The following is an 18,807-nucleotide window of genomic DNA, read 5'->3' as shown; positions in this document are numbered from 1 at the left end:
TGCCTTCCCCCTGCGGGGCTTCATGCGGCCGGTGAAGCGGATGAACCTATAGAAGTTCACGCGCCGCCCTTCTGGCATACATGGTGAGTCTTCGCTGAGAGCTTGCGCCCGGGACGACGTAAGCGACGAGGCGCGCGCCGGGTGCGGTCTCCTCCTGGCTCACCTGGTGCCTTGCGAAGAAGAGGTGAGCGGCGCCCTTGGGCGTCAGTTCTCCTGCTACCAGCGATGTCTCCCGGGCTCAGCGCAGCGCGCGCAGATCCTCCTTGGTGAGGGTGAGCGAGCGGGCGGCCATGTTCTCTTCCAGGTGCGCGACCGACCCCGTGCCGGGGATCGTCAGCGTGGTCGGCCAGGTGCCCGTCGCGGGGCGCGCCCTCCCCGTCGAGCGCTTCCCCGACGGGACGATGACCCTCCTCTTTCGCGTCACCGCGCCGGGCCAGGGCGACCTGAGCGTCGCCGGTCCGCGCACGCGCGCCCTCTTCAAGGAGGTTCCGCCCCTCCCACGCTACATCAAGATCCAGTTCAAGCCAGGCGGCGCCGCCCCGCTCCTGGGGATTGCCCCGAGCGAGCTCGTCGATCGCGTCGTCCTGCTCGAGGAGCTCTGGGGTGCGGAGGGCAGGGACCTCTGCGAGAGGCTGCTCGCCGCGCGCGACGCCGCGGAGGTCGTCGAACAACTCCAGCACGCCCTCTGGTCGCGCGGCAGCAGGACCTTCGAGTCCGCGTCAGCGCGCCTCGCGCGCCGCGCCGTCCGGCTCCTCGGCGAGCACCACGATCTCGGCATCGACGCCCTCGCCGAAAGGCTGGGTGTCACCGCGCGCCACCTGCGCCGCGCATTCATCGAGAGCGTCGGCGTCGGGCCCAAGCAGTTCGCGCGCATGGTCCGCTTGCAGCGAGCGATGCGCGCAGCGTCCACGTCCTCGGACTGGGCGCGCATCGCCAAAGGCGCCGGCTACTACGATCAAGCGCACCTGATCACGGACTTTCAGGAGCTCGTCGGCGTGACCCCGAGCGCCTTCCTCCGCCACGCCGCCAAGCGCGCGCTCCGCATCGAAAGAGTGCGCAGAGGCAAACGGAGCGACGCACGAGACCGTACCGCTGCCCCACGAGGTCAAGGCGATGCTCGCGGCGGGGGCGCTCGATCCGAACGACGTTGACGATCACACCGAAGGGATCGTCGATGCGGCGCTCGCCGCCGCGCGTGCCGCCGCGGCGGTGGAGCAAGAGCACGTCGCAGATCTGACGGGTGGTTGAGTCGCCGTCGCAGCGCGGAGCCGCGCGCGACGCGCCGGTGCGGCGCCTGCTGATGACCGACGTGACGTGCCCCCGTCTACAGGGGGGGACGCGCACTCGTGCGCGAACGATGTGCCGGCGGCACTCACGCGCGCGCGACTACACGAACTTCAGGCGTTCGCGGGACGGGCCAGGGCGAGGACTTACGCATTCGCGCTGCAGCCGGTGCGTAGGACGTCGGTCCGCACTACGGCGTGCGCTGACCCGATGATCTGAGCTCCGGGCGATCGCCTCGTCAGTACTCGTCCGGGAGCAGCACGGTCGTCGCGGTCCGGTCTGCGTCGGTGATGATCCAGAACCTCGTGCCGTCCGACGTCGAGTACGCGGAGAGGATCCTGGCGCCGCTCGTCAGAGCGTTGTCGTTCGCCCTCTTGTCGTCGTCCACATCGCCCCAGTCACCGGCTGCATGACGAGCGAGGGCGGACAGGATCTCGTCGTCGACGGTTGCACGGTTCAGCCCGCTTTTACACCCTCGACCTCCCGGAACACGATCGCGGCGCCGAGCGCCGCCGCGGCCGGAACGAAGATGTCGCCGGAGGCCGATACCCTCAGCGGGAACCCGTTCTCTTCCAGGATCTTCCGCGCGGCGGAGGCGTCGCGCACCGCGACCGCATAGGCGACGAAGGCCGGGAGCGCGGGGGCCCGCTCGCCCGGCAGGATCGCCTTGAGATCGGTGTCGGCGACGAGGGTGACGCGGGAGCCGTCGAGATCGAAGACGCGCGCCGGTCCATCGGCGCGCGCCGGGCGGCCGAGGTACGTCGCGTAGCGGCGCTCGACGTCCGGCAGCGCCGCCCGGGCGACGCAGAGCACGGCGTCGACGAGGTCCACCGCGCCGTTCGGATGATCCATGTGAAGCCGCGCCTCGAGCAGCTCCGCGGTCGGGTTCTCCGCGATCGCCAGCCTCCCCTCGGGCGCGTGGCCCGACCCGACGCCCTCCGGAGCGCCGCTGTCGAGCTCCACGAAGCGGAGCGCCTCCACCCGAGGTCCCTGGGCGGTGTCCACCGGCCGCCGGACCGCGCTGACGCCCCCGTGGCGGACGCCCTCCGCGCTCAGCCTGCCGGCGGCGGCGTCGGCATCGGGGGTCTTGAACACGAGGATGTGCAGGCCCTGGAAGCGCGCGAGGCACGCGGCGATCTTGGCGACGGTGCTGCGGATGGCCTCGGTCAGCCGCGGCAGGTGCTCGGGCGGCGCCTGGATGGGGATGAGCTTGGCGTCGCTCGGGATCCGTTCGGGGTCGCCGTCCCGGACGCAGCTCACGAGCTCGACGAAGTTGCGTCGGAAGTTGGCGTGGGTGTTCGCCGCGCCGAACGGCCGGGGAGGCTCACCCTCCCTGGGCGACAGCATGGGGTAGGCGGGCGGCGTTATGCGGAAGCCGAGCCGGCGGTAGAGCTCCAGCCCTTCGTTCATGTCGCTCACGACATGGCCGACGTGGTGCAGATGATCGATGTCACGACCCATTCAGGTCACCTCCGCCTCCTTCGGGCCAGGGGATCGGGACCGCCGCAGAAGGCATCGGCGGTACGCCCACGGAGTATAACGGACGGCGCGGCGACCCAAGCCGTGGTCGGCAAGGTGAATCTGTGCCACGGCACAATCGAGCTCACTTGTCGTGGCGCTTTGTGGCACGCTTGCGTTCGCGGCCGGCGCGCCGGTGACGGTCGCGTGGCACGGCCGTCTCGCCGAATCGATTCCTGTGGTCGCCAGCTGCGTCGATCCTTCGATCGGCGACGACTACGAGACGTGAGGCCGCCTTGCGCTGGCCGGCGACGGAGCCCACGAGCTGGAGCTCACGGTCTACCTGTCGCGAACGCTGCCGCGTGCTCTGCCGCCCACTGCGCGAACGTACGGGCCGGCCGCCCGGTCACCTGCTCCACGGTCGGGACGACGGTGTAGCCGATTGTCGGCGTGTTTCCGTAGATTTCCACGAAGAACTCGATCGCTTCGGGCGGGAACCCCGCCGCCGCCCACCGCTCGCGCGCCTCCTGCTCCGTCAGCTCGACGAGCTTGATCTCACGCCCGGCGGCGGCTGCGATGAGGTCGATCTTCTGGCGCAGGCTGAGCACCTCCGGCCCGGTGAGGGTGTACGTCTTGCTTGCGTGGCCGTCCTGGGTCAGCGCCGCGACCGCGACCGCGGCGATGTCCGCCTCATGGACCACCGCGCTGAGCCGGTCGCAGAACGGCTCGCGGACCAGCCCCTCGCTGCGGATCGACGCCGCCCATTCGAGGTGATTCGCCATGAACTCCACCGGCTGAAGGAACGTCCAGCCGATGCCGCCGGCGGCGACCGCCGCGTCGAGCGGGGTGGGCGAGCCGCCGAGCAGCACCGTGATCCGCCGCACCCCGGCCTGCCTGGCGAGCGCGACGATCTGCTCCCCGGTCTGCAGCGGCGCGTAATCGTCGCCGCCGAAGTTGATCAGGTGCAGCGCCTCGACGCCCTCGAAGGCGGCCGCAAGTGTCTCCGGCGCGGCCAGATCGCCGGCCACCGCCTCGACGCCTGCGGGAAACTTCGCCCTGCCCGGATTGCGGCTCAGCGCGCGGACGTGGTGACCACCCTCGGCGAGCTGCTTGACGATCTCGCGACCGACGGTGCCGGTCGCGCCTGCGACAAGGATTTTCATGGATTTTTCCTGTAATTCTGCAAGAACCGACGGGGTTCCGGCGGCCTCTCGACGGTTGTGTTCGGGGTCTTGAAGCGAGGAATTCAGCGCCTGGAGCCGGTGAACGGGGTCCGGACCACCGTGGGCTCCTTGCCGGCGGCTGCACCCGAGAGCCTGCGCCACCCCTCCTGACAACTCGTGGCAGCAGCGAGCGGGACGCGACCGCGCCGCGCCCTCGCCGGTCTCACGCCGGCGCGCCGCCCTCGCGCTCCCAGGCCTGGCGCCACTCCTTCGTCAGCGTCCGGCGCAGCTTGCCGTACGGCTGCGCGGTGAGCGCGAGGCCGGCGATGCGATCGGCGCGGAAGTGCCGGAACGACGCGCGCAGGCAGCACCACGCCGCGATGATCTGCTTGCCCTCGTAGTACGCGATCTGCACCGGCCAGACGTGGCGCTCGGTGCTGCTCCCCGACTCGCTCCGATAGCGCATGGCGAGCGCGCGCTCCGTTCGCATCGCCTGCCGCACGAGCCCGAGCACGGGCTGCGGCGCGGCGCCGGCCCCCTGGAGCACGACGGGCCAGAGCCCCGTGTCGTCGATGCGACCGCGGAGGTCGTCGGGAGAGGCGGCCGCGATCTTGGCCACCGCGTTCTCCGCGGCGTCCGCGAGGCCCTCGTCGGCCTGCGAGCCGACCCAGCGCGCGCCGAGGACGAGCGCCTCGAGCTCCTCCGCGGTGAACATCAGCGGGGGCAGGAAGAAGCCGGGCCGCAGCACGTAGCCGACGCCCGCCTCTCCAGCGATCGGCGCACCGAGCCTGATCAGCGTCTGTACGTCGCGGTAGATCGTGCGCACCGAGACGCTCTGCTCCTCCGCGAGCTGCCCCGCGGTGACCGGACGCCGGTGGCGTCGGAGCGCGTCCATGAGCGCGAAGAGGCGCTCGGTCCTGTCCATCGCCGGCAACGATCGCAGGACGAGCGGCCCGCGTCGAGCGCCGGCGCGACGGCGCAGCGCCGCGTTGCGCGCCATCGTCTCGCCGGCGCCGCTCCCGTCGGTCCGCCCGCTGGGCCCATGCCGCTCCCGTCGCCATCGCTTCCGCCGGCGGGCGCGGCTGGAAGACCGTGGAGCCCGGCGATTTCCCCCGCGCCGATCGTTCGATGTCGCGCCGCATTGCGAGGGCTCTTTGCTGGTTTGACGAGAAAGGGAGCCACAGAGACACAGAGGACGCAGAGGAGAGAACAAGAACATATGCTTGCTGCGCCTCCGTGATTCAGATTCTCGGCGCCGCACGAGCTCCATGAACGGGGACCACGCCGAGCAGCGCACGGCGGCCGGCAGGCGCCGCACAACGAAACGGGTACGCGCTTGCCCCCGAAGGAATGAGTCGATCTTCGCCCGCACTGGCTGCGTCGCGCAACGCCCGTTCCCCGGGCACCACTCGGGGGAATCCTTGCCATCGACGCCCCAGCCGAGGCCGCCGAACTGGTTCTGGCCCCAGCAGAACAGCTGGTGGATGCCGTCGATGCCGCAGGTGAAGTCGTGGCCCGCGGCGAGCTGCACGAAGCCGACCAGGGCGTCGCGCGTGATCGGCCTGGACGCGACGTCCAGGCTCGTGCTCAGCCCGAGCTGACCCACGCCGTTGTCGCCATAACAAACGACGTTGCTCACCGGATCCTGCCCACATCGCGAGGCCGCCGATGGCGAGCTCCACCACGCCGTCGAGGTCGGGGATCCAGGTCGGGGTCGAGTGATCCACGAAGCTCCCCATCCCGAGCTGCTCCGTCTCGGCGCTGCCCCAGCATGCGACGTGACCGTGAATGCCCACGACGCAGGTGTTGTCGCCGCCGGCCACGAGACGCATTTCTTGCGGGGGAAACGGGGCGGTCTCACCGTCCGGCTCGGGCTCGGGCTCGGGCTCGGGTTCTGGCTCGGGCTCGGTGACCGTCGCGCCAGCATCACCGGGATCAGTGATGGGCGAAAATCCACCATCGCCGGTGGGGGGCGATCCGCCGTCGACCAGCGGCGGATCGCCGGCCCCGAGCTCGACCGTGGTGCCACACGAGGCCGCGCTCAGGACGAGCGTGGTAGCGACCGAAATGAAGGCGAATGACGAGGTGCTCATCCTCGCGACGATGCCGCTCGATCGGCGCGCTGGACCTTAATCCGGGTGCGCCAGCGCTTCGCTGCGTCCCGCGCCGCCGCCCGCCGGGGGCGCCGTGTCGGGTCCGCCTCGGCGCGGGCGCCGAAGGTTACGCCCGCTGCTAAGGCTCCAGCACCCGGAGCAGCGCGCTCGACCCCGGCGAGACGGGCGCGGGGTGCGCGGTGACGCCGAGCCCGTCGAGCAGGGCGGGCGATGCGAAGAGCCCCTCCGCCGCTCCCTCGGGCACCCACCCGGAGAGCTCCAGCAAGTCGCCGCCCGTCAGCGTGCCATCGCCGCTCGCCTGGAGCTCGCCGACGTGCGCGCAGAGGCGGACATGCACCCGCCGGTCGCGCCCCGCGCGCGCCTCCAGCCGCCGCTTCAGCGACAGCGCCGCGCCGAGCGCATCGCGGCGCGCGGCCTCGTCGCGCGCCGGATCGAGGGGCCGGTCGGCCGTGACCAGCGCGGTCGTGCCCGTCTCGACCGCTGTCGAGAACCCCGCCTTCGTGAGCTCGGACAGCGCGAAGGGCAGGACGGACTCGAAGTCGTCGAGCAGCTCCGGCGTCGGCTCATCGAGCGCGCCCGGGTCGGCCTGCACCTCCACGTGGATGCCGATGGCCGATCGCCGCGGCGCCGCGGCCGCCCCGCCCGCCGCCCGCGGCGCCGCGGCGGCCTCGCGCAGCTCGGTGAGCAGCTGCCCCGCCGACGGCTGGCGCTCCGCCGGGTCCTTGCTGAGCGCCCGCAGCACCACGTCGTCGAGCGACGGGCTCACGCGCGCCTGCGCGCTCGGGCGGGGCGGGCTCGCGAAGAGGTGGAGCTGGCGCAGCACCGGGAACGACGCGCCGGCGAACGGCGGCTCTCCCGTGAGCATCGCGTACGCCAGCGCGCCGAGCGCGTAGACGTCCGTCCGCGCGTCGACGGGGCGGCCCGTGAGCTGCTCGGGCGACATGCTGGAGGGCGAGCCCAGGACGTGCCGCGACGTGGTCAGCGCGGGCCCCGGCGCGTCGAGCAGCTTCGCCACACCGAAATCGAGCAGGACCACGCGGGGGCCGCGTTTCTGCATGTCGCCCGAGCACAGGAAGACGTTGGACGGCTTCACGTCGCGGTGCACGATCGCCCGCGCGTGAGCCGCGTCGAGCGCGCTGCAGAGCGGCTCCAGGAGGGCGAGCGCCTCCTCCAGCGGGAGCCGGCCGCGGGCCTCGAGGTGCCTCTCCAGGCTGACGCCGTCGAGCAGCTCCATGACGAAGTAGGGGCGGCCATCCTCGAGCCTGCCGACGTCGAGCACCTCGACCACGTTCGGGTGCCGCACCCGCTGCATCACCACGACCTCGCGCTCGAAGCGGAGGCACACGTCAGGGTGCAGCGCGAGCTCGGCGTGCAGGACCTTGATCGCCGCCTTCGTGCGGCGCGTCGCGTGCTCGCCGCGGTAGACGACGCCGAAGCCGCCCTCGCCGAGGACGCTCTGGAGCACATAGTCTCCGGCGCGCGAGGGCACCTCGGCGCTGCGCCGGCCACCCGCGGTGGATTCCTCCCCGGCCGAGAGGGTGACCGTCTCGTCGGTGGGGCTCACCACCCCGCGCGGCGCGCTGGGGATGGTGTCGTCATCGACGTGTACCATGCTGACCCGCGACGATAGCATAGGCGTGGTGCGCGCTCGCGCGCGCGCCTGCGTTAGCGCGCCTGCGTGCCTGCGTTAGCGCGCCTGCGCGCCTGCGTTAGAGAGAGGCCGAGTGCATCGCTGTCCTTTGTGTCACCGGCGTCGCGAGGGCGCGGCGCCGTGCCCCTTCGACGGATGGACGCCGCCGCCCGGCGAGCCCTCCGCGCCCGCTCCGCCGCGCGTCCCCGGTGTCTCGCTCGGCGAGCGCCTGGGGCAGGGCGGCTTCGCCATCGTGTGGGCGGGGGTCTCGGACGATGACGGCGCCCCGGTCGCCGTCAAGGTCGGCATGTCCACCTCGCCGATGCTGGAGGAGCGCTTCCGCCGGGAGGCCGACGCGCTCGAGCGCATCGGCCCGCCGCACGTGGCGCGGCTCCACAGGTGCGGCCGGCTCGACGATGGTCGCCCCTACCTCGTGATGGAGCGGCTCTTCGGCCGCACCCTCGCCTCGGAGCTCGCCGCCCTCGCCGCCCCGCCCGATCCGGGCTGGGTCGCGGCGCGGGCCGACGCCGTGCTCGCCGCGCTCGAGGCCGCCCACGACAGGGGCGCGATCCACAGGGATCTGAAGCCGGAGAACCTCTTCATCGAGCGCCGCTCCGGGGCGGCGGACGAGCGGGTCGTGCTGCTCGACTTCGGGCTCACGAAGCGCTCCGAGCGCACGCCCGGCGATGCGGCGCGCGAGGAGCTGCTCACCCGCAGCGGCGTGGTCCTGGGGACGCCCGAGTACATGGCGCCGGAGCAGTTCCGCGGCGAGGCGGTCGACGTGCGCGCCGACGTCTACGCGTTCGGCGTCATCCTCTTCGAGCTGCTCACCCTGCGGCTGCCCTTCGCGGGCGACGGCGCCTCGCTCGAGCATGCGCACCTCGCGCTGCGCCCGGAGCGCCCGGGCGAGCTCGCGCCGGTGCCCGCCGCGCTCGAGGAGCTCACGCTGGCGTGCCTCGCCAAGGATCGCGAGCGCCGCCCGGCGGACGCGCCCTCGCTGCGGCGCGCGCTCGCCGCGGCGCGCGCCACCTTCGCGCGCCGCGGCGAGGGCGCGCCGGCCGAGCCGGGCGCGCCGCGTGACCGCGCCGCAGCGCCGGCGGACTCGACGAGCGCCAGGCTGATCGCCGGGGGGCGGAGCTCGGTCGTGCTGCTCGTCGCCGACACGACGGCCGCGGCGTCGCCCGTCATCGCCTCCGTGACCGGCCGCAAGGGGTTCATCACACGGCAGCGCGGCAGCCGCTACGTGGCGGTCTTCTCCGGCAAGGACGCCGATCACCCGGCGCAGGCCGCGCTCGCCGCCGCGCGCGAGCTCGCCGGGAAGCACGGGGCGCGCGCGGCGCTGCACCTCGCGTCGGTCACCCTCCGCCGCAGGGCGCGGGGCGCCGTCTCGGCGTACGGCGCCGCCGTCGAGCGACCCGAGACCTGGTTGCCGCCAGAGCCGTGGTCGGGCGTCGCCCTCTCCGCCGAGATCGAGCGCGCCCTGCCGGCGCGCGAGGACAGCGACGGCCGGCCCGCCTCGACCGAGGCCGAGCCGTCCGTCGAGATCGAGGTCCCGCTCGCCGGCCGCGACGACGTCCTCGCGGCGATCGCGGAGAGCGCGCGCGCGGCCTTCGACGGCACGTGCCCGGGTCTGTTCACGCTGATCGGCGATACAGGGCTCGGGAAGAGCCGCCTCGCGGCGGAGGCCGCCTCGGCGGCGCTCCGCTGCGACGCCGGGGCGCTCGTGGTCTCGCTCCGCGCGGCGCAGCCGCTGCTCGGCGACGCGGCGCGCGACGCGGCCGAGCTCCTCGGCCGTGTCCTCGACGCGCCCGCGGAGGCGCCGCCGGACGTCGCCGCGTTCTGCCGCGAGCGGCTCGGCGCCGCGCTCGGCGAGGCGACGTGGCCGTCGGTCGCGGCGGCGCTCGGCTGGTCGCCGCTGCCCGCGCGCGGCGCGCCCGCTTCGCTCCACCACGGCGTGGTCCAGGCGCTCGGCGAGGCGCTGCGCCGGCGCGCCCAGCGCGGGCCGGTGGCGGTGATCGTCGACGACGCGCACTGGGCCGACGACGCGCTGGTCGACGCGCTCGAGTACGCCACGCTCGACGGCTCCGGCGTCGCGCTGTGGGTGCTCGTCGCCGCGCACCCCCGCTTCGAGCAGGTGCGCCGCGCCTGGGGCGCGCGCACCCAGCGGCACGACCGCGCGGCGCTCGCGCCGCTCGACGACGCGGCGGCGATGGCGCTCGCCGCCGAGCTGCTGCGGCCGGCGGAGTACCCCCCTGCCGAGACGCTGCGCCGGCTCGCGCGCTGGGCGGGCAACAACCCGGCATGCCTCGTCGAGCTCGTGCGCTCGCTCAAGCGGGCCGGCCTCGTGAAGCGCCGCGTGAACGCCGGCAGCCACTACGTCGCCACGGCCGAGCTCGACAACCTCCCCCCGTCGCCCGCGTGGCAATGGCTCGCGGAGCGGCGGCTCGACGCGCTCTCGCCGGAGCTCGCGGCGTGCGTCCGGGTCTGCGCGGTGCTCGGCGACTCGTTCGCCCGGGCGGAGCTCGAGCAGATCCTGGACTCGATCGCCCGGGCGGGGGAGGCCGGCACGCCCATCGACGCGGGCTACGGCCTGAGCGCCCTCGTCGAGCACAGGATCCTGGAGCGCGGCGCGGGCGAGCGAACCTCGTTCCAGAGCGCCGTCTTCCAGGACGCGGTGGTCGAGCTGCTCGACCCGGCGGAGCGCGCGCAGATCCACCGGCGCGCGCTCGCGTACTTCACGGCCAGGGTGGAGGCGGAGGGGCCTCACCCGGAGCTCCTCGCGCCGCTCGCGCGGCACGCCGGCGGGTGCGGGGCGCGGGAGGCCGCGGCGGACGCGTGCCTCACGCTCGCCGATCTCGCGTTCGCGCGGCACCGCCACGTCGAGGCGGACCGGCACTACACGGCGGCGCTCTCGTTCGCGACGGCGGACGACGCCCGCCGGCGGGCGCGCGCGCTGGCGGGGCGGGGCAAGAGCCGCTACCGCGTCGACCGGACGCGCGAGGCCACGGACGACCTCGCGGCCGCGCGGGCGCTGGCCGCGGAGCTCGGCGACGACGCCTCCCTCGCGGACGTGCTGCTCGAGGAGGCGGCCGCGCTCGACTGGGCGGGCGAGTTCGAGCGCTCGGCCGAGCGCGTCGGGGAGGCGCGCGCGCTCGTCGAGCGGCTCGGCGCGCGCTCTCTCGACGGCCGGTTCGGCGCGCGCGCGAGCGCGCTCGAGGGCCGCGCGCTCGTCGCCGAGGGGCGCACCTGCTTCCGGCGCGGCCGGGTCGCCGAGGCCGTCGAGCTGCTCACGCGAGGCGCCGCCAGCGCGGAGGCCGAGGGCGATTACGGGACCAGGATCGTCGCGCTCCTCCTCCTGTCGCCCGCCTTGATGTGGCTGGGAGAGCTCGACCTCTCGAACGCCCGCTTCGACGAGACGTTCGCCCTGGCGTCGTCCGCCGAGGACTGGCCTCACCTCTGCGCCGCCTGCACGTGCCGCATCCCGCTGAGGGCAATGCGGCGCGAGCTCGACCTCGCCATGGCGGACATGCGCCACGCCATCGCGCTGGCGCGCGAGCTCGGAAACCCCGTCCTGGAGCGCCACGTGACGCTGAACGCGGCGGAGCTGCTCCACGCCAGCGACCACGGGGAGGAGGCGCTGGAGCTGGCCCGCCGCGCGCACGTGCTCGAGCGGCGGTTCTTCGAGCACGCCGCGCCCGAGTGCTCCCTGCTCCTTGCGCGCATCCTCGTCTCGAGGCGCTGCCACGACGAGGCGAGCCGCCACCTCTCGTGGATCGAGCGGAGCTGCCCGCCCGACCCCTCGGCGCCCTCGCTGTGGGCGTTCTCCCGCGCGCTCCACCTGGTGCTCTGCGAGCAGGGCCTCCGCGCGCGCGAGCCGTCCGCGAGCGCCGATCCGTGGGAGGACGTGCTGTCGCGGTGCCGGGGCGGTCTCCTGGCGATCGAGCTCGTCGAGCTGCTCTCGATGCGCGCCGAGATGGCGATCGCCGGCGGGCGGCCACGGGAGGCGGCCTGCGCTCTCCAGGAAGCGGCGGCGCAGCTCGACGACGCGCCGGGCTTCCGCGCCCGGCTGGCGCGGCTCGCGGCTCAGCTGGATCGAATGGCGGCTCCGGCCATCAGCGGGTGAGGGGCAGAGCCTCCATCCGACCCGATGCCCCCGGGCGTCCGCCTCCGCGCCGGGTCCAGATCGTAAATATTCGATATAATTAATTATTTTTGTGAGAGAGCGCGCGCCGACGTCCCGTGCCGGAGGGGGGCGGCCGCCTGGCACGAAAACTGGACATAGCCGGTCAGAACGCGCCGCACGGCGTCGCCTCAGGAGAAGATCATGTCGAGCTTGGGAGCCCCGGTTACAGCGCTGCTCGGTACGTGCCTGTTCGCGCTTGGATGCGTGGTGACGCCGGCGCCGGCGGACGACAACGAGGAGGACATCGCAGCCGAGGGCGATGTGGCGTCGATCGAGCAGGCGTATGTCTTTCCCAACGGCGACGATCCGGAGTTCCTCTGGGAGCCGCGGACGATACAGATGCTCCAGCGGCTCGCCCTGGCGCCGCTCGCGGACGGCGCTGGCAAGCTCGCCAGCACGCCGCTGCTGGAGACAGAGCAGGGCCGCAAGCTCCTCCACTATGTCGTGGGCTGCGCGCTCCGCCCGGACATGACCGTGAAGGGGGTGGTGGGCGCGTCCTCCTACGTGTATCAGGGGGCGCTCGGCCTCGCGGCGCCGTGGCGGAGTCAGGCCATGACCGCCACGTCCCCGCAGCGCTGGGTGACGGCGTGTATCCTCCAGACCTTGAACGGCTTCCTGGAGGAGGTGCCGATCCGCATGGTGGGCAAGCACCCGGGCCTCGCGGACGCGCCGTGGATGAACCCGGCCCAGTACACGTTCCCGGACGCGACCATGTTCGGCAACATCTTCGTCCCGGGCCAGGAAGTCGCTTATGCCTGCGCGGATGAGGGCGCGCAGCTCGCGTGCGGCGATGTGTGGAGCACGTTCGCGAAGCTGCGGATCTGCGACTCGTCGCCGACGTGCAAGCTCACCCTCCTCGGACCGTGCAAGGGCTCGCTCCCGAACGAGACGGACTGCGCAACCAACGCCGCTGGCCAGCCGACGTGCCACGCGGACGGTGTGTCGTACCCGGAGTCGATCTCGTCGAAGCTCGACGCGGAGGGCGTCTTCAACCTCTACCCGAGCTGCGGGAACTGAGGCGCGGCGACCCTCGTCGACCAGGAGCATCGCCACGGCCCGAGCAGCCGGCGCAGCGCTTTCGACGAAGGGGCGTCTCTCTAGGGAACGGGGCTCCACGAGGCGCCGCGGCCGTAGGCGATGAACGCGGGCACGGCCTTGGCGTCCCGGGTGTCGATGACGACGACGCTTCGAATCGTCGGCTCGCAGCCAGCGTAAGGGCATAACGAGAGCGTGAAGGCGAGGTGGCGATCGTCGGGCGCCCAGGCAGGCTCGTAGGCGCTGTAGAAGGGGCGCGGAAACGCGCTGGTGAGCGGGCGGTCGGCGCCGCCGTTCGCGTCGAGCAGCGTGAGCTCGTTCCAGTAATCCGCGCCGAACCCTCCCACGCGGACGGACCACGCGACGGCGATCTTCGAGCCCTTCGGCGAGACCTCCGGGTGCATCGAGCCCGAGACCCAGAACGAGCCGAGCCCCTTGATCCCGGTGCCGTCGAGGGCCGTCGTGTAGAGCCGCGACCGCTGGCAGCAGAAAGCCCCCGTCGGGCTCGCCGAGAAGAGCAGGCGATCGCCGAGAAAGCGGGCGGCGCTGAACATGTGGTTGCCTGCGTCCGGCAAGCGCCTGACGCGCCTCGTGGCGATTTCCACCGAGAGGAGGTGCTCCGCGTCGAACTCGCCTGCGACGCAATGAACCGCGTCGCCGCCCGGCGAGAACGTGCATTGGCTCAGCGTCGCCGGCTGGCCGACGCGCTGGTCGTCGCCGCTCGCGACCTCGACGAGGTGAAGCTCTTCCAGGCCTTCGTCCGCCGGCGCTCGCGCCCTGGCGACGTAGGCGACGCGGGCGCCGTCCGGCGAGATGGCGAACGAGGGCTCGCCGTACCATGCGGAGAATTTGCCGGTGATCGGCCGCTGCTCCGTGCCGTCCGCGTTCATGAGGAAGACGCGCCAGGCCATCCCGTCGCGGTTGCTGAGAAAGGCGATCCGCCGGCCATCGCCGAGGTAGACGGGCGCGACGTTGCGCTGCGTCTTTCGCGTGAGCTGCGCCTCGACGCCCGTCGCGAGGTCCATCGCGAAGACGTCGCCCGAGCGCACGAAGGTGATGCGCCCCGACGTGAGCGCGAGCTCCCTGGCGCGGCGGAGCCGCGGGGGCCTCTTCTCCGCCTCGGGCTCACCGAGCCCCGCGTACGCCTTCACCCAGTCGTCGAACGTGCCGATCGCCTTGCGTGGGGCCGGGCCCGTCGATTCCGCGGTTGGCTCGGGGGGCGGCTGGTAGGGAGCCGTCGGAGGCTCCGCGCTCGGCGCCGGCGACGCCGCGAGGGCAGGGGGGGCGGGCGGAGGCGTGTCGTCGCACTGGAGCGGGGCCGCCGCGCTCGAGGCGCTGGGCGGGGGAGGGGGCTCGCCGTCGCCCGCTGGCCTGGGCGTGCACGCGGCGAGCAGGAGCCACGCGATCGCGGTGCGTGGCGTTCGTTCGTGCATGGTCGTGGGAGAACGCCGCGGCAGGGGGCGCTCATCCCGTGCTCGGAGCGCTGCGCCGCGAGCCGCTCGAAGGATAGGGCTCCTTCTGGCGCCCACGCGAGGGGTGATAGGCTCGCGCGATGAGCGCCGCCGCGCCGCCCACCCTGGACGGGGTTCTCCACCGCCCCCTCGTCCGCGCGCGCTCGCCCGCGGGGCGCGCCCTGGGAGTCGCGACCATGGCGGCCGCGCTCGTGTCTCCGGCCGCGGCGAGCGCCTCGGACTCGGCGCCCGCGTTCACCGGCATGGGCTCCGCCGTCGTCGAGGCCCTCAATGAGCTCCGCTTCTGGGGCCAGGCACAGATAGGCGCCACTGGCGCGATCAGCGATTGGGCGGAGCCGGGCGGGGTGAGCCTGCGCGCCTCGATGAGCGTGCGCGGAGTCGGGCTCGCCGGCGCGCTCCGCTATGAGCAGGTGGAGGGCCGCGGCGGCGGCGTGCTCGCGCTCGGCGGCCAGCTCCGGCCGCTCGCCTTCGCCCAGATGACGGCCTACGAGCGGATCGATCCCTTTCTGAGCCTGGGCGGTGAGGTCGGCGGCGAGCGAGACGCGCTTCGCGCCGACCTCTATGCGGGCGCTGGCCTCGATTTCGTGCTCTTCCCCGAGGAGGACGCGCAGCCTGCGCTCGTCCTCGAATACCAGCTCCGCCCCCTCCGCACGCCCTCGGACACGCCGCTCCAGATCCTGCACCTCGGCGCCGCCATGCGCGGCGTCTTCTAGCGCGGGCGCGCGCCCGCGCTGGTATCAGGGTCGTCATGACGACGATGCGTGCCAAGCGAACGGTGTCGGCCCCGCGTAGGGCTTCCAGAGAGGCCCCTCCAGCGGCCCCCGCTCCGCGTGCGGCGCCGGAGCGAGCCCATGTGCTCGACGTCCCGTTCGCGATGCGCGCGGTCGCGTCCGCGAGCGGCGCGCGCTGGGACGCGGAGCACGGCGTGTTCGTTGTTCGCGCAGAGACGCTCCCGCCGGCCCTCGCGCCGTTCCGCGCCGCGCCGTACTCGTGGGAGCGACGCATCGAGCACGAGCTCAACGAGGACCCCGCGCCCGCGCCGGCCGCCCCCGCCGGGGCGATGATCCTCCGCCCGCACCAGCTGGACGGCGTGCGGGCCATCGCCGCCGCGAAGGCCGCCAGGCGCGCCGGGTTCCTCCTCGCCGACGACGTCGGCCTCGGCAAGACGATCACCGCCTGGGCCGCGGTCCTCCAGATGCCGGATGTCACGACGGTGCTGATCGTCTGTCCGCTCGCCGTCGTCGCGCACTGGCGCCGCACGGTCCAGGCCATGGGCGACGCAGGCAAAGAGATCGTGATCATCAACTATGATCGGCTAAGCAAGCTCTTCGAGGTGACCCCGGAGGCGCGGCGAAGGATTCGATCGAAGAAGGGCCTCGCGCGCGCCGGCAGCGCCGCGGAGTTCGACGTGGTGATCTGGGACGAGAGCCATCGCTGCAAGAACCCGGCGGCGGCGCGCTCCAAGCTCGCGGTCAAGCTCAACGCACGCGCACGGTTCGTCCTGTGGCTCTCGGCCACCGCGGGGCAGAACCCGCTGGAGCTGTCGTATCTCGCGCCGCTCCTGGCGAGCGCAACCGGGAGCCGCTCCGCGGATCTGAAGGACTTCGAGCAGTGGTGCGCCGACCAGGGGCTCGGGGTTGCGCGCGGCGCGTTCGGCAGGTGGGACTGGCGCGGCGATCCGGCGGACTGCGGGAAGGTGCGTGCCCTCCTGTTCGACGGCCGTCCGGCGGTGGGGGTGCGGCGTCGCCCGGAGGACGTGGCCGGCTGGCCCGAGATCAACCGCATCCTCACCCCGCTCGAGCTCGACGCCTCCGCGCGCGAGCTCTACGCGCAGGCGTGGACCGCGTTCCGCCGGGAGATGGATCTCCTGCCAAAGGGCGCGAACCCGAAGTCGGCGCTCGCCGCGACGTTGCGCCTGCGACAGAAGAGCTCGCTCATCCGCGTGGCCAGCACCGTGGAGCTGGTGCGTGAGCTGCTCGACAACGGGCATCAGGTCGCGGTCTCCGTCGCCTTCATGGAGACGCTCGAGGCCGTGGAGGCCGCGCTGGCCCGGGAGCGCGTCCCGTGCGCGCTGATCCACGGCGCGCTGCCGGCCGGCGAGAAGGAGGCCGAGCGCCTCCGCTTCCAGCGCGGCGAGCCGCGCGTGGTGCTCTTCACCGTGGAAGAGGGGATCTCGCTCCACCAGGGCGAGCACAACGAGGTGCCGCGCTCGGCGGTGATCCACGATCTGCGGTGGTCGGCGATCCAGATGGCGCAGATCGAGGGCCGCTGCCACCGCAATGGACGCTTTGCGCAGGTCTACTGGGCGTATGCCGACGATACCGTTGAAGACAAGATCGCTGCGATCGTGTGCCGCAGGATCCGGTCGATGAAGGCGATGGTCGGCGATGACGTCGAGACGATGCACGAGATCGAGCGGTTGCTCGCCGGAGCCGAGTGAGAGACGCGCCACGCGCCGTGGCCATGATCGTCGCCTGCGAGCCAGAGACGAACAATGCGACGCCTCCGGCTGCGCGTCCGCCGCGCCCCCAGCCCCCGGAGAGGTGGTGACTGCCGCCTGTTTGACGGAGCTTCCCTAGGGTGCTGGACAGCATTCGGGCCTTGCGGCGCAGACCCAATCCATGAGACTTTTCGTGGGAGAGGCCACAGAAGGCAACGATCTAGACAGATCTGGTCCGGCGGCTTCGGTTGACCAATCGACGGATAGCAGGGCCGGCAGAACGTTGCGCGGCAGGGGCTGAGTCGATATGTTGTTCGGGGATCGGCAGGACTTCGCCATCGAGGCGGACGTGGAGCCCAACCTGGAGCCCCCGAGCGCAGTGTGGGGGCGCATGTGCGTCTGGTGCCGCGGGGTGGCCCTCGGAGACCTTGGGGAGTCGCACTGTGCGCTGTACCCGGCTTACCTCTCCTTTCGCTGGCTGCCCTCCAACCTCGACCGCCTGTGGTCCGAGAAGCTGGCCGGGTTGGACGACATCGCTGCCTGGAACTTCCTCGACGGGCTATTGTACGGCCATCCTGGAGACGTCGAAGTGCCCGATACCCGAACGGCCGAGGAGCGCCGCCGGGACTGGACGTTCTGGAGCGCTCACGATTTCCTGACGAACTGGGGCGAGCAGTTCGGCGGATGCAAAGCATTCATCCTCTGTCCACCCGGCGGCTCGGTTCGCATCCTCTCTCGCGAGCTACCCGGGCACATGGGCCGCGGCGTGGAGGTGTCGCGGGCCGGGCTCGTTGCAGCCGCCGAGGGGTTCGCACGCTGGTTCGAGCGACAGGCGCGGCGTCTTGAAGGCGGTCGGGTCTAATGCATACCGATGGGGCCCAACAAGGGGGCTTGCTGACCGACGCGCGGGCGCGCTGCGCGCACCCACGCGCGGCAGAAGACCAAGTCGTTGGGCCGGGCTGCCATGGAGGGATGCGTCGTGGCCGCCCCCATCCGCCATGGCGCCGCCACCCCTGAGGCGGATCTCTCCTCGCGTTTTCCCGTCGTTTCGTGTCGGCACGGGGGGTGCTCGAGGCCGAGCGTCATGCCGACGCTCGAGCACAACGCCCTCGTCGAGATGTTCCGTGAGCACCCGGAGCTTGCTCCCCGCTTGCTCGCGACGCTCTTCCACGTCGAGGTGCCGCCGCACGCGTCGGTCGCGGTGGTCGAGTCGTCGCTCGACCAGCTCATCCCGGTGGAGTTCCGCGCCGACCTGGTGCTCGAGCTTCGAGGCGCGAGCGGCGCGCTCGTGCTGGCGATCGTCGTCGAGATCCAGCGCGACGAGGATCCCGACAAGAAGTTCTCGTGGCCGACGTACGTCACGGTCGTGCGCGCCAGGAAGCGCTGCGGCACCGTCGTCCTCGTGGTCGCACCGGACGTCGGCGTGGCCTCCTGGGCGGCGGAGAGCATCGACCTCGGCCTAGGCCTCGGCCACGTCGAGCCGCTGGTGCTCGGTCCGGCCGTCGTCCCCGAGATCACCGACCCAGCCGACGCGGAGAGGGAGACCGAGCTCGCCGTGCTCTCGGCGGTAGCGCACGGCAATGGGCCGAAGGGGCTCGCCGTGGTCCAGGCGGCGCTCGTTGGCCTCGGCCGGCTCGACCAGGAGCACGCGATGGTCTACTTTCAGGTCATCTGGAGCGGGTTGCGTGAGCCCATGCGGCGGGCTCTGGAGGCGTTGGTCATGGAACGGCAGATCGAAGGCGAGGCGACTTTTCCGTTCGTGAGGGAGCTCCTCGATCGCGGCAAGCTCGCGGGCCTACGTGAGGGCGAGCTCAAGGGCATGCGTGAGGGCAAGCTCGAGGGCAAGAGGGACACGCTGCTGCGGCTGCTGGCGCGTGCAGACATCGTGCTCACCGAGAGCGAGAGCGCTCGCATCCAGGCGTGCACGGACATTACGACCCTCGACCGCTGGATCGACAACGTCCTTGCGGCGAAGAACGCCGCCGAAGTGCTCTCCTGATGGTCAACAGATGCGGCCCGACAAGGCGA

At 72.6% G+C, this 18,807-nt stretch carries 15 protein-coding genes and 1 pseudogene; 9 read left to right on the top strand and 7 right to left on the bottom strand.

The window, feature by feature from the left end; translation table 11 throughout:
* Positions 1-290: 290 nt before the first annotated feature.
* On the top strand, positions 291-1,151 hold the full coding sequence (locus WME73_RS31050) for a helix-turn-helix domain-containing protein (RefSeq protein ID WP_437911899.1): 861 nt from the start codon (positions 291-293) through the stop codon (positions 1,149-1,151).
* The gene (locus WME73_RS31045; protein WP_437911898.1) at positions 1,114-1,248 is read left to right on the top strand and encodes a hypothetical protein; all 135 of its coding nucleotides are present in this window, start codon (positions 1,114-1,116) and stop codon (positions 1,246-1,248) included. Before WME73_RS31050 ends, WME73_RS31045 begins: the two co-directional genes overlap by 38 nt.
* Positions 1,249-1,522: 274 nt before the next feature.
* On the opposite strand, the gene WME73_RS31040 is transcribed toward WME73_RS31045, so the two are convergent.
* From WME73_RS31040 to WME73_RS31020, 5 genes and pseudogenes are all read right to left on the bottom strand, one after another.
* On the bottom strand, positions 1,523-1,672 hold the full coding sequence (locus tag WME73_RS31040) for a hypothetical protein (RefSeq protein WP_437739999.1): 150 nt from the start codon (positions 1,670-1,672) through the stop codon (positions 1,523-1,525).
* Between the two features lie 68 nt (positions 1,673-1,740).
* Positions 1,741-2,745, bottom strand: coding sequence for a VOC family protein (locus tag WME73_RS31035; protein ID WP_437911897.1), 1,005 nt, complete (start codon positions 2,743-2,745; stop codon positions 1,741-1,743).
* Between the two features lie 329 nt (positions 2,746-3,074).
* Positions 3,075-3,905, bottom strand: a complete 831-nt coding sequence (locus tag WME73_RS31030; protein ID WP_437748051.1) for an NAD(P)H-binding protein — start codon at positions 3,903-3,905, stop codon at positions 3,075-3,077.
* A gap of 223 nt (positions 3,906-4,128) precedes the next feature.
* Positions 4,129-4,830: a helix-turn-helix transcriptional regulator gene (locus WME73_RS31025; protein WP_437739997.1), complete on the bottom strand. Its 702-nt coding sequence runs from the start codon at positions 4,828-4,830 to the stop codon at positions 4,129-4,131.
* A gap of 561 nt (positions 4,831-5,391) precedes the next feature.
* Positions 5,392-5,436 (bottom strand): annotated as a pseudogene (locus tag WME73_RS31020) (hypothetical protein); the annotation flags it as partial.
* A gap of 247 nt (positions 5,437-5,683) precedes the next feature.
* On the opposite strand from WME73_RS31020, the gene WME73_RS31015 reads away from it, so the two are divergent.
* Positions 5,684-5,986 carry a hypothetical protein gene (locus WME73_RS31015; RefSeq protein ID WP_437911896.1) on the top strand — a complete coding sequence of 101 codons (303 nt, stop codon included), beginning with the start codon at positions 5,684-5,686 and terminating at the stop codon, positions 5,984-5,986.
* 151 nt (positions 5,987-6,137) lie between these two features.
* On the opposite strand, the gene WME73_RS31010 is transcribed toward WME73_RS31015, so the two are convergent.
* Entirely contained in the window at positions 6,138-7,631 is a 1,494-nt protein-coding gene (locus tag WME73_RS31010; protein WP_437911895.1) for a serine/threonine-protein kinase, read from the bottom strand.
* A gap of 112 nt (positions 7,632-7,743) precedes the next feature.
* On the opposite strand from WME73_RS31010, the gene WME73_RS31005 reads away from it, so the two are divergent.
* Positions 7,744-11,772, top strand: coding sequence for a protein kinase domain-containing protein (locus WME73_RS31005; RefSeq protein ID WP_437911894.1), 4,029 nt, complete (start codon positions 7,744-7,746; stop codon positions 11,770-11,772).
* A gap of 201 nt (positions 11,773-11,973) precedes the next feature.
* Complete coding sequence (locus WME73_RS31000; RefSeq protein ID WP_437911893.1) at positions 11,974-12,849, top strand: hypothetical protein; 876 nt, start codon at positions 11,974-11,976, stop codon at positions 12,847-12,849.
* An 80-nt stretch (positions 12,850-12,929) separates the two neighbouring features.
* Here WME73_RS31000 and WME73_RS30995 read toward each other — a convergent pair whose 3' ends face one another.
* Positions 12,930-14,300 (bottom strand): TolB family protein, encoded by a 1,371-nt coding sequence (locus WME73_RS30995; protein ID WP_437911892.1) that lies wholly within the window; start codon positions 14,298-14,300, stop codon positions 12,930-12,932.
* Positions 14,301-14,419: 119 nt separating this feature from the next.
* Between WME73_RS30995 and WME73_RS30990 the strand changes: the two genes are divergently transcribed.
* The 4 genes from WME73_RS30990 (at position 14,420) to WME73_RS30975 (ending at position 18,778) form a co-directional block, all read left to right on the top strand.
* The gene (locus WME73_RS30990) at positions 14,420-15,052 is read left to right on the top strand and encodes a hypothetical protein (RefSeq protein ID WP_437911891.1); all 633 of its coding nucleotides are present in this window, start codon (positions 14,420-14,422) and stop codon (positions 15,050-15,052) included.
* A 140-nt stretch (positions 15,053-15,192) separates the two neighbouring features.
* The gene (locus WME73_RS30985; RefSeq protein WP_437911890.1) at positions 15,193-16,779 is read left to right on the top strand and encodes an SNF2-related protein; all 1,587 of its coding nucleotides are present in this window, start codon (positions 15,193-15,195) and stop codon (positions 16,777-16,779) included.
* Positions 16,780-17,086: 307 nt separating this feature from the next.
* On the top strand, positions 17,087-17,641 hold the full coding sequence (locus WME73_RS30980; RefSeq protein WP_437911889.1) for a hypothetical protein: 555 nt from the start codon (positions 17,087-17,089) through the stop codon (positions 17,639-17,641).
* Positions 17,642-17,863: 222 nt separating this feature from the next.
* The gene (locus tag WME73_RS30975) at positions 17,864-18,778 is read left to right on the top strand and encodes a hypothetical protein (RefSeq protein WP_437911888.1); all 915 of its coding nucleotides are present in this window, start codon (positions 17,864-17,866) and stop codon (positions 18,776-18,778) included.
* The last annotated feature ends 29 nt before the right edge of the window (positions 18,779-18,807 follow it).

Origin of the sequence: Sorangium sp. So ce302, assembly GCF_051530145.1 — a bacterium.
In the GTDB taxonomy this organism is placed as follows: Bacteria; Myxococcota_A; Polyangia; order Polyangiales; family Polyangiaceae; genus Sorangium; species Sorangium cellulosum_B.
This window is presented reverse-complemented; position numbering and strand designations above follow the sequence as displayed.

What these genes read in the sequence shown, in the direction of transcription:
- WME73_RS31045 (WP_437911898.1), top strand. Translation starts at nt 1,114, where the DNA reads ATGCTCGCGGCGGGGGCGCTCGATCCGAACGACGTTGACGATCACACC.
- WME73_RS30990 (WP_437911891.1), top strand. Translation starts at nt 14,420, where the DNA reads ATGAGCGCCGCCGCGCCGCCCACCCTGGACGGGGTTCTCCACCGCCCC.
- WME73_RS31030 (WP_437748051.1), bottom strand. Translation starts at nt 3,905, where the DNA reads ATGAAAATCCTTGTCGCAGGCGCGACCGGCACCGTCGGTCGCGAGATC.
- WME73_RS31025 (WP_437739997.1), bottom strand. Translation starts at nt 4,830, where the DNA reads ATGGACAGGACCGAGCGCCTCTTCGCGCTCATGGACGCGCTCCGACGC.
- WME73_RS31035 (WP_437911897.1), bottom strand. Translation starts at nt 2,745, where the DNA reads ATGGGTCGTGACATCGATCATCTGCACCACGTCGGCCATGTCGTGAGC.
- WME73_RS30975 (WP_437911888.1), top strand. Translation starts at nt 17,864, where the DNA reads ATGCCGACGCTCGAGCACAACGCCCTCGTCGAGATGTTCCGTGAGCAC.
- WME73_RS30980 (WP_437911889.1), top strand. Translation starts at nt 17,087, where the DNA reads ATGTTGTTCGGGGATCGGCAGGACTTCGCCATCGAGGCGGACGTGGAG.
- WME73_RS31000 (WP_437911893.1), top strand. Translation starts at nt 11,974, where the DNA reads ATGTCGAGCTTGGGAGCCCCGGTTACAGCGCTGCTCGGTACGTGCCTG.
- WME73_RS31050 (WP_437911899.1), top strand. Translation starts at nt 291, where the DNA reads ATGTTCTCTTCCAGGTGCGCGACCGACCCCGTGCCGGGGATCGTCAGC.
- WME73_RS31010 (WP_437911895.1), bottom strand. Translation starts at nt 7,631, where the DNA reads ATGGTACACGTCGATGACGACACCATCCCCAGCGCGCCGCGCGGGGTG.
- WME73_RS30995 (WP_437911892.1), bottom strand. Translation starts at nt 14,300, where the DNA reads ATGCACGAACGAACGCCACGCACCGCGATCGCGTGGCTCCTGCTCGCC.